Source organism: Pseudomonas sp. TWI929 (assembly GCF_039673335.1).
Classification (GTDB): domain Bacteria; phylum Pseudomonadota; class Gammaproteobacteria; order Pseudomonadales; family Pseudomonadaceae; genus Aquipseudomonas.
This window is the reverse complement of record NZ_JBDJLK010000030.1, coordinates 51,754-62,294: the sequence shown is the minus strand read 5'-3', so window position 1 is coordinate 62,294 and position 10,541 is coordinate 51,754. Positions and strand designations below refer to the sequence as shown.

Annotated in this window: 11 protein-coding genes; 4 read left to right on the top strand and 7 right to left on the bottom strand. The window is 63.8% G+C overall.

The annotated features are described in order from the left end of the window. Nucleotides 1–68: 68 nt before the first annotated feature. From ABE456_RS14570 to ABE456_RS14540, 7 genes are all read right to left on the bottom strand, one after another. Nucleotides 69–968 carry a transporter gene (locus ABE456_RS14570; RefSeq protein WP_346644543.1) on the bottom strand — a complete coding sequence of 300 codons (900 nt, stop codon included), beginning with the start codon at nt 966–968 and terminating at the stop codon, nt 69–71. 76 nt (nt 969–1,044) lie between these two features. Continuing rightward, on the bottom strand, nt 1,045–2,106 hold the full coding sequence (locus tag ABE456_RS14565) for a phenol 2-monooxygenase domain-containing protein (RefSeq protein WP_346644542.1): 1,062 nt from the start codon (nt 2,104–2,106) through the stop codon (nt 1,045–1,047). A gap of 11 nt (nt 2,107–2,117) precedes the next feature. Then, nucleotides 2,118–2,477: a phenol hydroxylase subunit P4 gene (locus ABE456_RS14560; protein ID WP_346644541.1), complete on the bottom strand. Its 360-nt coding sequence runs from the start codon at nt 2,475–2,477 to the stop codon at nt 2,118–2,120. A 65-nt stretch (nt 2,478–2,542) separates the two neighbouring features. Continuing rightward, entirely contained in the window at nt 2,543–4,057 is a 1,515-nt protein-coding gene (locus tag ABE456_RS14555) for an aromatic/alkene/methane monooxygenase hydroxylase/oxygenase subunit alpha (RefSeq protein WP_346644540.1), read from the bottom strand. A 31-nt stretch (nt 4,058–4,088) separates the two neighbouring features. After that, on the bottom strand, nt 4,089–4,358 hold the full coding sequence (locus ABE456_RS14550) for an MmoB/DmpM family protein (RefSeq protein WP_019097310.1): 270 nt from the start codon (nt 4,356–4,358) through the stop codon (nt 4,089–4,091). Continuing rightward, nucleotides 4,355–5,350, bottom strand: a complete 996-nt coding sequence (locus ABE456_RS14545) for an aromatic/alkene monooxygenase hydroxylase subunit beta (protein ID WP_346644539.1) — start codon at nt 5,348–5,350, stop codon at nt 4,355–4,357. Before ABE456_RS14545 ends, ABE456_RS14550 begins: the two co-directional genes overlap by 4 nt. A 55-nt stretch (nt 5,351–5,405) precedes the next feature. Beyond that, nucleotides 5,406–5,663 carry a phenol hydroxylase subunit gene (locus ABE456_RS14540; protein WP_346644538.1) on the bottom strand — a complete coding sequence of 86 codons (258 nt, stop codon included), beginning with the start codon at nt 5,661–5,663 and terminating at the stop codon, nt 5,406–5,408. Between the two features lie 373 nt (nt 5,664–6,036). Here ABE456_RS14540 and ABE456_RS14535 point away from each other — a divergent pair, with 373 nt between their 5' ends. From ABE456_RS14535 to ABE456_RS14520, 4 genes are all read left to right on the top strand, one after another. Then, nucleotides 6,037–7,725 carry a sigma-54-dependent Fis family transcriptional regulator gene (locus ABE456_RS14535; RefSeq protein ID WP_346644537.1) on the top strand — a complete coding sequence of 563 codons (1,689 nt, stop codon included), beginning with the start codon at nt 6,037–6,039 and terminating at the stop codon, nt 7,723–7,725. Between the two features lie 167 nt (nt 7,726–7,892). Continuing rightward, the gene (catA, locus tag ABE456_RS14530; protein WP_346644536.1) at nt 7,893–8,792 is read left to right on the top strand and encodes a catechol 1,2-dioxygenase; all 900 of its coding nucleotides are present in this window, start codon (nt 7,893–7,895) and stop codon (nt 8,790–8,792) included. A 262-nt stretch (nt 8,793–9,054) separates the two neighbouring features. Further along, a complete protein-coding gene (locus ABE456_RS14525) occupies nt 9,055–9,585 on the top strand; it encodes a sigma-70 family RNA polymerase sigma factor (protein ID WP_346644535.1) in 531 nt (176 codons plus the stop codon). After that, complete coding sequence (locus ABE456_RS14520; RefSeq protein ID WP_346644534.1) at nt 9,582–10,535, top strand: FecR domain-containing protein; 954 nt, start codon at nt 9,582–9,584, stop codon at nt 10,533–10,535. Before ABE456_RS14525 ends, ABE456_RS14520 begins: the two co-directional genes overlap by 4 nt. The last annotated feature ends 6 nt before the right edge of the window (nt 10,536–10,541 follow it).

Genomic DNA, 10,541 nt, shown 5'->3' with positions numbered 1-10,541 from the left:
GCGCCCCCCCCCCCCCCCCCCCCCCCCCCCCCCCCCCCCCCCGCTCCCACAGTGGGGACCGCGCTGTGCTAGAACGGCAAGGTCAGCTTCAGCCAGTAGGCATCACCCTGGGCGCGGTTGCGCACTTCGGTTTCCTTCGACCACTTCGCCGTCACGAACCACCCCCCCTCGCCGCTGTACTTGATCGATGGGCCAATGGCAAAGCTGCGGCCCTTGTTGTCTTCGATCCGCTCGCCATCCTGGTTGTCATCAGTCGTCTGCCGGTAGTAATACCCCCCTACCCCCACTACCCAGCCATTGCCCAACCCCCAGCCCATGGCATAGTCCACATGAAACTCCTGCCCCGAGCGGTAATCGGTGGCCGGGTTGCGCCGGTTGAAGTCGTACATCACCTTGGCATCCAGGTTGAGCCCGGCCGGGTCGACGTAGCTCATTGCATACACCGGCTCGAACACCCAGTAGTTGCGCCCGGGGTTGGCCAGGTCGTTCTTGTCGTAGCGGCCCGTGGGGGCAATCATGTCGAAGGCCAGGATGCTGTGGAACTTGTCGCTATGGTGAAAGCCCAGCGCCGGGCCGAAGATCACGTCGCCCAGGCCGCTGTTGTGCTGCGACTGGCCATTGAGCGAGACCTTGACGTCCACCAACGGCACGATCGCATGCAGCGCCAGGCTGCCGCCCAGCAGCGTGTAGTCACTCACCCAGATAAAGCGCGGCACGATGGCGTTGGCGCGCACGCGGAAGTCCACCGGCAGCTTGCGCCCGTCGTTGCCGCGCAGGTTGTCGGCCTCGTAGTGGTTGACGAACAGTTGGCCATAGTAGCCCGGCGGCGGCATGGCGCCAGACATGTAGTTTTCGGCCCCCAGTGGGTACGAGGTGCCGCCCCCTTCGGTAGCATGGGACAGGTTGGCAGCGCCGAACAACGAGGCGCACACGGCAAGGCGAAGCAGGTTCGCGAGGGTCGGGTTCATCGGGTCAACCTTTTTTGTTGTTATCGGTCGGGTGCACACCGGCCCCCCGCGTTCGGGGAGCCGGGTTCGAATGTGCTCAGATGCGCTTGAACAGGGCCGAACGCTGGCCTTCTGCGGCACCATCGGCTGCGCTGTAGAAACGCTCCATGAAGATGTCGCGTTCGAACAAGCGGCCCTGCATCAGGCAGGTGATGGCTGCATCGATCATGGGTGGCGGGCCGCACAGGTAAGCCTTGTGGCCGTTGAAGCGGCCGTCGAAATACTGCCTGGCTGCGTCGTGCACATAGCCGCGCACACCTTGCCATTGCGGGTCTTCCGCGGCCTGGCTAAGGGCCGGTACATAGCTGAAATTGGCATGCTGGGCTGCCAGCGCTTCGAACAGCTCGCGGTTGTACAACTCGGTACGGGTGCGGGCGCCCTGGAACAGGGTGATACGCCGGGTGTCGCCACGCGCCAGCAGGTCGAGGATCATCGACTGCGGGCTGGACAACCCCGAGCCACCGGCGATGAAGATCAAGTCGCCCGGCTGCGAGCTGCGCACGAAGAACTGCCCGTATGGGCCGGACAGTTCCAGCGCATCGCCGACCTTGAGCTGCTGGTGGATATGCCCGGTGGCCACGCCACCTTCCACCAGGCGCACGTGCAGTTCCACCTCGTCGGCCTGGTGTGGCGGGTTGGCCAGGGAGAACGCGCGGGTGCCTTCGATACCCGGCAACTGCAGGTTTACGTACTGCCCGGCCTGGAAGGCCATTGGCCGGTCCAGCTTGAGGTGCACGCCGCGAATGGTCGGCGACAGCTCCACCAGTTGGGTGACCACTGCACGGTAGTCCTGCACCGGCAGGCCGGCGAAGTCCGGGTCGACATCGATGTCGGCTTCGATAACCAGGTCGCTCTGCGGGATGGCACAGCAGGCCAGCACCTTGCCTTCGTCGCGCTCCATGTCCATCAGGGCGAATGACGAAGCGGCACCCAGGTCAACCTCGCCTTCCAGTACCTGGCACTTGCAGGTGGCGCAGGTGCCGTGGCCGCAGGCGAAAGGCAACCACACGCCCTGGCGCAAGGCGGCCTCAAGAATGGTCTGCCCCTCCTCTACTTCAATCTGTTCGCCGGTGGGTTCGATGGTGACTTGATAGCTCATGGCGGCATTCCTCAGTTGTGGCTGCCGCCCAGGCCTTCAAGGCCAGGGGTGTGCAGGTGCAGCAAGCTTTTGTGGGCAATACCATTGGCGGCCAGGCCTCGGGCCAGGTCGGGCGTGAACGGCTGCTCGTCGAGGCGCCAGCGTGCGGCGGCAAAGTCGACCTGAGCGGCATCCGGGTGCAGGGCAATGGCCGGTTTGACCACCTGCTCGATAAAGGCGGCAAAAGGCAGCGCCGGGTCCACCGGCAAGGTAAACGGTGCGCAGAACAGCAAATGGTTTTCCCAGCACAGGTACACCAGCTGGGCGCCGTGGAAGTTGGCCTGGCGGTCCAGGGGTTGGGCGGTGTAGCTGCCGATGGCGGTCACGGGCATGGCAATGTTCCTCTTGTTCTTGTAGAAGCCAGGGCGCGGCAAGGGCGCCCTGGCGCATCGGCGCGTCAGCCGACCTTGCGTTCGGCGCCCTGCAGCGCCTGCCAGCGCTGCTGCTCGGGCGAGCCCTGGTACTCGAAGTTGTCCTGCCCGGGGGCGATGTTGTAGTAATCGCGCACCACCGCCTCGACATCGGCGCCACCGCAATTGCCCTGCAGGATCTGGTGCACCGGCAGCCAGGCCTGCACATACTTTTCCGGCTCGTAGGCGAAGATGTCGCAGCAGCCATCGGAGCAGAAGTGGTAGCGCTCACCCTCATGCACCAGGCTGCGGTGGCTCGGTTGCGTGGGTGCATCCGGCTCGGTAAAGGCCAGTGGGATCTGGCAGATCTGGCACAGCATCGGTAGCGTCGGGTTGTAGAAGCGCTCGCCGCGCGCCTGCAGCTCGCGCCAGTGCTCGTAGCGTGGCCGGTAGTAGCGGTCGAAGGTGTCCGGGTACTTGGCCGACAGCCAGTCCAGTTCCTCGTCGGTGGGGATCCATGTATGGAAGTTGGTGGCCTGGCTGTACTGGTAGAAGATCGACCAGGCCTGGTGGCTGATGTGTTCCTTGCCGATGGTGGTCTGCTCGACGTACTTCGGCGGGCGAATGCCGTAGCGTTCCAGGTCCTTGAACAGCGCACCACCGGCCTGTTCGAAGTACACCTCCCAGGCCTCGGCCCAGGACATCACCTTGTTCGGCAGCATGTAGTCCATCATCATCCCGACCAGGGTCAGCAGCCGGTAGCCGCGCCAGAACCACTTGTCGATCCAGCGCTGCACGATCGGCACGTTGTCCTCGTGCTGCTCCAGCAGGAACTTGATCACCTCCAGGCCCAGGGTCATGTGCCGGGCCTCGTCGGACTGCGCCGAGAAGCCGAAGGTAACCGTGGCCATGTCGCCGTTGAACGCCGCACCGGACATGAACGGCACGAACAGCAGGTTGGTCAGCACGTACTCGAACGAGAACGAAATGGCCGTGAGGAACTCGAACGGCCCAGCCGTGCGCGCATCCTCGAAGAACGATTTGGGCACCGACAGGAACCACACCCGGTCGTGCATGTGGGCAAAATCATGCAGGCCGTTGAAGTGCTTGTTGTAGTGGCTCATGGCGTGCACCTGGGTCTGCACGTGGCGCAGCTCGTCGATGGCCTGCATCTGGCAGGCTACCCGCGCGCCGGCGCCGCCAAAGTGCCGGCCAACCCGGGCAAAGCCTTGGTAGGCCTGGTACTCCAAGGGCGTGACGCCGCTCAGGAACAACTTCAGGGCATTGACGTAGCGGGCATCGGAGATGTTCTGGTGTCCGTTGTTCTGGGCAAACGCATCGAAGATGGCGTACAGCTTCTTCTCTTTTTCGGCCTGGTATTTCCAGTAGGCGTCCATGGTCAGGCGGAACGGGTCTTCCCACTTGTCCCAGTCGGTGATCTTGATGCCTTCGAACCGCTCGTAGGGGTAGATGTCGTCCTTGCTCTGGTAGCTTGGCTCCCAGCCCAGGTCTCGGGTCAGGCAGCGGTACTTGTCTTTCTGGTTGAGGCGTTTGGCGGCCATGGTGGTCTCCGGGTTCTTGTCGTTATGCGGATCAGTTCCAGTGCAGGGCGAAGCAGTCTTCGTCTTCCTCGACGTTGCCGCCGAGGGTGATCACGTCGATCAGCATTTCCTGCACGTCCCATTCACGGCCGATTTTTTCTTCCACCGTGGCGCGGTGGATTTCCAGGCGCCCTTCGGCCTGCACACGGATCATCGCCGGCTGGTGCTGCACCTGGGCGTGCGGGTTGTCCTGGGTGATGGCCTCGACGATGTAGCGGGCGCTGTCGTTGTCCTGGAAGGCGATGTAGACGAGGGAAGTCATGCGGCGTCTCCACTGAGGCCGAGTTTTTTCAGGCGTGCACCAAAGGCGCTGTCGATGGCATCCAGCGCTTCGCGGCCAGGGCCGGCTTCGGCCAGCGGCAGCAGCGCTTGCACGGCGCGGCCGCGCCATTGGCTTACCCAGCCCTCGATCAGCTGGCAGTTGTGTGGGCTTTCGACGACGGCGGTCTTGACCAAGGCATCGACCCAGCGCTGGCTCTCGGCGAACCACAGGCGCATGAACTCGGTGAGCATGCCCAACTGCCCTGCCCCGGCCGCCACCAGTTGCGCGTCGAAATGCTCGAACAGCAGCGGGTACAGCAGGCCGTCGCTGACCAGGTTCTGCGCCAGGCTCAGCTCGAACCAGTCACGTACTACCAGGCTGTCCTCAACGTAGCGGCGCAACCCTTGCCAGGCCGGCTCGTCCAGCCAGCGTTGCTTGGCCTCGGCCAGCAATGCCAGGCCGTCGTCCTCCAGCAGCAGGCCGATGCGTGACAGGTACTGGGCAATGGCCAGGCGGTCCATGGCATGGAACATGTGCATCTGGGTGACGCTGGTACCAAAGGCATCGGCGGCAATGCCGCTGTTGTTCATGTTGGCGCCCAGTTCGGCGTGGCGCAGCGGCAGCAGCAGGCGCGCAACCAGGGCACGGGTTTCGGCCGGCAGGCTGGCCAGCAGCTCGCGCTTTTCGCAGAAGGCAAAGCTGTGCTCGGCGTTTTCCTGCATGCGCGCCCGGGCCTGCACGTAGGTGCCGTAGTAGTACTGGCGCGGGTCGCTGACGGCGTACCAGTCGGCCATCAGCACGGCGGTGCGGCTGGGGTCGTTGAGCAGCTTGTCGGGCTGCCACAGCGGGCGGTAGTGGAAGTTGCTGGCGGCCTCGATGTCGAAGCTGGCTTCCTGGTAGCGGCTGGCCGGCTTGTCACCGAAACGCCGGCGTGTGTGGCTGAAGGTCTGGCGGATCGGCTCGACCGTGGCCGTCTTGATTTCGATACTCATGCAAGGCGTCCTGTACTTGTTGTTGTGGGGATGCAATGCGCCGGTCAACGGCGCTTCAGTCGTCCGCGTCGCGGCCTTCGCCGTAGCGCCACTTCTGCATGTCGGCATCGACGGCAGCGGCCATCGCGGCATCCATGTGGCGCACCCGGTTGCTGGCGCAGAAGCTGGCAAAGGCGCTGCGCGGCAGGACCAGCTCGACGAACAGGTCCGGGTAACCGATGGCAAAGTCGAACTCGACAAAGGCCGCGTCCGGCTCGCTGCGTACGCGGACGTAGCGCGGCATTTGCTCGAAAGGCGTGGTGGCTGGGGTCATGCGCTGGTGCTCCGGTTGGACGTGCCAAGGGCTAGAGCAACGGCTGTGCCAGGCGCTTTTCAATCGCTAAAAATAGAACTCAACTCATTGTTTTTATTAGGTTTTAAATTTTCATATGGTTGCTCAGGCACGGCGCTGCGAGCGCGCCGCTGCCTGCTCGTTTGATCATTTGCTCAATCGCCCCAGTGCACTTCGAGCAAATGACCAAGGTGGCCAGCGATTGACTTTTGCGCAGGTTTCAGGCGGTTTAGAAAGAGAACGACCCGTGCCTTGCCTGCACACCGCGGTCGTTTCGGCGCGCCCAGTAAACCCGCCTTGCCTGAGCGGGTGCGCGCCGGTTCCCCATACAACTACAAGCAAGGGGCGCAAGCGAATGATTACCCAGTACAGGGCGCCGGAACCTGCACCGGCGCTGAAGGACCTGACCGAACGGGTACGGTTCGAAGGCACCGAAGGCAAGATCTGGCTGGACGAGCAGCGCATGCTGCTGGTGCAGGCCGCGACCATGGCCAGCATGCGCCGCGAGCTGATCGAAATGCTCGGCGTGGAGCGGGCCAAGGGCTTTTTCCTGCGCCTGGGCTACCAGTCGGGGCTCAAGGACGCCGAGCTTGCGCGCAAGCTGCGGCCCAACGGCAACCCGGTGGAGATGTTCTTCATCGGCCCGCAGCTGCACTCGCTCAAGGGCATGGTCAAGGTGCGCCCGCTGCAGCTGGAAATCGACCTGGACAACGGCCACTTCTACGCCGACATCGAATGGCAGGACTCTTTCGAGGTGGACAACTGCCAGTCCGAAGGCCTGCATTCCGAGCAGCCGGTGTGCTGGATGCTGCTCGGTTACGCAATCAGCTACAGCTCGTTCTTCCTCGGCCGCCAAGTGCTGTACAAGGAGGTCAGCTGCCGTGGCTGCGGGGGCAGCGAATGCCGCATCATCGGCAAGCCGGTCGAGCAATGGGACGATGCCGAGACCTTCCTGCGCTACTTCCAGAGCGACCCGGTGATCGACGAGCTGCAATCGCTGCAGTTGCAGGTAGCCAACCTGCGCCAGCGCCTGCAGTACGAGTCGGGGCAGTTCTACGGCATCGGCCAGTCGGCGGTGTACCGGCGCTGCTGCGCGCTTACCGACAAGGTCGCCCCGGGCAAGGCTTCGGTATTGCTGCTGGGTGAAACCGGGGTCGGCAAGGAAGTGATCGCCCGCAGCCTGCACCTGCGCAGCGAGCGCGCCGGGGCGGCGTTCGTGGCGCTGAACTGCGCAACCATTCCACCGGATTTGATCGAAGCCGAGCTGTTCGGTGTCGAGAAAGGCGCCTACACCGGCGCCCAGCAGGCGCGCATGGGCCGCTTCGAACGGGCCAACGGCGGCACGTTGTTCCTCGACGAAATCGTCGAACTTACCCCGCGCGCCCAGGCCAGCCTGTTGCGCGTGCTACAGGAGGGCGAGCTGGAACGGGTGGGCGACAGCCGCACGCGGCCGGTGGATGTACGGGTGATCGCCGCCACCCACGAAAACCTCGAGCAGGCAGTCAAGGACGGGCGTTTCCGTGCCGACCTGTTCTACCGGCTGAACGTGTTTCCGGTGCATATCCCGGCGCTGCGCGAGCGCCGCGAAGACATCCCGCTGCTGATCGAGCACTTCCTCGGCCGCCTGCACCAGAGCTATGGCAAGAAAACCCGTGGCCTCAGCGACCGCGCCCTGCAGGTGTGCCTGCAGTACGACTGGCCGGGCAACATTCGCGAGCTGGAAAATCTCATGGAGCGTGGCGTGATCATCACCGACGAGAACCAGAGCATTGGCCTCGACGCACTGTTCCCGCATGCCCCGCCGGCCACCGACAGCATCGGCCTGGGCAGCGATGGCCGGCTGGTAGTGGCCAGTGACCAGGCAGCGCCTGGCTGGGTGGCGCAGATTCTCGACAGCGGCACCGGCCTGGATACCGTCGAAGAGGCGCTGATGCAGGCGGCCATGCAGCGCTGTGGGCAGAACGTTTCCGAGGCCGCACGCCTGCTCGGCATGACCCGCCCGGCCCTCGCCTACAGGCTGAAAAAGGCGCCCGACAAGCCTTGAGCATTTGCGCAATGGCACTGGCGCGGGTTGATCAAATGATCGAGCGCGTGCCAGCTGCCGCTGGCTGGAAAAACACCAAAGCCTTGGATATCAACGGGTTGCGAACATGGCATCGCATTTGCTGTAGGCCTTGAACCGCAATAACAACAACGACCGGTGAGGCGACCATGACTGTAGCGATTTCCCATTCCCCCGAGGTCCAGGCCTTCTTCGCGAAGGCGGCAGGCATTGGCAACGATCAGGGCAACCCACGCCTGAAACAGATCGTGCTGCGCATCCTGCAGGACAGCGCCAAGCTGATCGAGGACCTGGCCATCAGCGACGACGAATTCTGGCAGGCGGTCGACTACCTCAACCGCCTGGGCAGCCGCAACGAAGCCGGCCTGCTGATGGCGGGGCTTGGCCTGGAGCACTTCCTCGACCTGCTCAGCGATGCCCGCGACAGCCAGGCCGGGCACAGCGGTGGCACCCCACGCACGATCGAAGGCCCGCTATACGTGGCCGGTGCACCACTGTGCGAAGGCGAGGCACGACTGGACGACGGCCGCGACCCAGGCCAGCCGATGCTGCTCGAAGGCCAGGTGCTGGGCCTGGACGGCAAGCCGCTGGCCGGGGCCATCGTCGACGTGTGGCATGCCAATACCCAGGGCCTGTATTCCTACTTCGATTCCAGCCAGTCGGAATACAACCTGCGCCGGCGTATCCGCACGGATGCCCAGGGCCGCTATCGCGCCCGCAGCATCGTCCCCAGCGGTTATGGCTGCCCGGCCGATGGCCCGACCCAGGCCTGCCTGGACCTGCTCGGCCGCCATGGTCAGCGGCCAGCGCATATCCACTTCTTCATCAGCGCACCGGGGTACCGGCACCTGACCACACAGATCAACCTGGCGGGGGATGCGTATTTGTGGGATGACTTTGCCCATGCCACACGCGATGGGTTGGTGGGTGAGGTGGAGCAGCTTGAAGGTGCAGTAGCGCGGGTGGTGTTCGACTTCTGCCTGCAACCGGCTGTCAGTGCCGATGATGAACAGCGCAGCCAGCGGCCGCGGGCCTTGCAAGCGGGTTGAGAGGGTTGGGGCCGCGCTGTCGCCCAGTGCACTCAATTGGTAAGCACGACGCGGTCACTGTGGGAGCGGGCGTGCCCGCGAAGAACTCGACGCGGTGTCTGGCACCGGCTGCGCCGGTGTTCGCGGGCACGCCCGCTCCCACATGGTCCCTGCCAAGTCAATGAGTTATGTGCCGTTCTATCAGAGCTGCGATTGCAAACCCTGAAATACTTTGCATACAATGCGAACCATTAGCATTTGCGAATATTTTTAGGCGGCATGGATGAGCACCCCGGATCTAGCCTTCACCTCTCAAGTCAGCCAGCTATATCGGGCCCAGAGCAAATGGCTGCATAACTGGCTGAGACCACGGGTGAATTGCAACCACCTGGCTGCCGACCTCGTCCAGGATGTGTTCGTGCGGGTGATGTCTGCCGCCGACGCCGCCGTTAAGCTCGAGGCCGTGCGCGAACCCAAAGGCTACCTGGCAACCATCGCTCGCCGCCTGATGATCGACCACCTGCGCCGCGTGCATCTGGAAAGGGCTTGGTTGCAGGTGCTCGCCGAGCAGCCAGAAGCACTGGACATCTCCCCTGAACAACGCTTGGCCCTGCTGCAAACCTTGTTCGAACTCGACGCCATGCTGGCCTCGCTCGGGCCCAAGGTACGTGAGGCATTCCTGCTTTCGCAGATCGATGGCATGCCGTACAGACACATTGCCACCCAGCTGGGTATTTCCGAAGTCAGTGTGCGCCGCTATGTAGCCAAAGCGGCTGAACATTGCATGATCTACAGCCTTGGCCACGGCCAGTGAGCGCCAGCCTGAATGCCGAGCAACTGGCTTCGCTGCGCCAGGCCGCGCACTGGTTCAGCCAGCTCAACAGCGGTGAGGTGCAGGCCAGTGATTACTCGGCCTGGCAGCTGTGGCTGAATGCAGCACCAGTCAATGCCTGGGCCTGGCAGCAGGCCGAACGCCTGCAAACACGTATGACAGCGAGCGAGAACCCAGCTTCGGCACGCGTACTGGCGCTGGCAGCGAATGGCCGGCATGCCAGCCGGCGGCGGGTGGTCAAGGCCGGCCTGGTGCTTCTGGGAGGCGGCGCCCTGGGCCTGGGTGGCTATCGGGAAATCAAACAGTCACCGCTGCTGGCAGATATGCGTACCGGGGTGGGCGAACAGCGTTCGCTGGTGCTGAATAATGGCACTGCGCTGATGCTCAATACCGCGTCTGCGCTGGATGTAGATGACCGGCGCGACGCACCATGGCTGCGCTTGCGCCAAGGTGAGCTCATGGTCACTGTGCCAGCGCGCCAGACCTGCAGGGTCATTACCGGAAATGGCACGATCGACGCGGGCGAAAGCCGCTTTGCCGTGCGGCTGCTCGATGGCAGCAGCAGCCTTGAAGTATTTGGCCAGCAGGCACAGGTGACCCTGGCTTCTGGCCAAACCCTGCAGGTAAACAGCGGCCAGCGCTGCCAGTTCAATGACCAGGGTTTCTCCTCGCTGGAAACCAACGCGCTTGCAGCTGACGCTTGGGGCCGGGGCCTGCTGATTGCCAACGACCAGCGCCTCGACATGTTCATCAGCAACCTCTCACGCTACCGGCCGGGCTGGCTGCGCTGCGCACCTTCCGTGGCGGCGCTGCGCATCAGCGGCACCTACAGGCTCAATGATACCGACCAGATCCTGCGGGCACTGGCCACATCCCTGCCGGTGCAAGTGCACAGCCGAACCCGCTTCTGGGTAACGATCACCGCAGCGTAAATAAAT

Coding starts and splice junctions, on each gene's coding strand:
- ABE456_RS14570 (WP_346644543.1), bottom strand. CDS start 968: ATGAACCCGACCCTCGCGAACCTGCTTCGCCTTGCCGTGTGCGCCTCG.
- ABE456_RS14565 (WP_346644542.1), bottom strand. CDS start 2,106: ATGAGCTATCAAGTCACCATCGAACCCACCGGCGAACAGATTGAAGTA.
- ABE456_RS14560 (WP_346644541.1), bottom strand. CDS start 2,477: ATGCCCGTGACCGCCATCGGCAGCTACACCGCCCAACCCCTGGACCGC.
- ABE456_RS14555 (WP_346644540.1), bottom strand. CDS start 4,057: ATGGCCGCCAAACGCCTCAACCAGAAAGACAAGTACCGCTGCCTGACC.
- ABE456_RS14550 (WP_019097310.1), bottom strand. CDS start 4,358: ATGACTTCCCTCGTCTACATCGCCTTCCAGGACAACGACAGCGCCCGC.
- ABE456_RS14545 (WP_346644539.1), bottom strand. CDS start 5,350: ATGAGTATCGAAATCAAGACGGCCACGGTCGAGCCGATCCGCCAGACC.
- ABE456_RS14540 (WP_346644538.1), bottom strand. CDS start 5,663: ATGACCCCAGCCACCACGCCTTTCGAGCAAATGCCGCGCTACGTCCGC.
- ABE456_RS14535 (WP_346644537.1), top strand. CDS start 6,037: ATGATTACCCAGTACAGGGCGCCGGAACCTGCACCGGCGCTGAAGGAC.
- catA (WP_346644536.1), top strand. CDS start 7,893: ATGACTGTAGCGATTTCCCATTCCCCCGAGGTCCAGGCCTTCTTCGCG.
- ABE456_RS14525 (WP_346644535.1), top strand. CDS start 9,055: ATGAGCACCCCGGATCTAGCCTTCACCTCTCAAGTCAGCCAGCTATAT.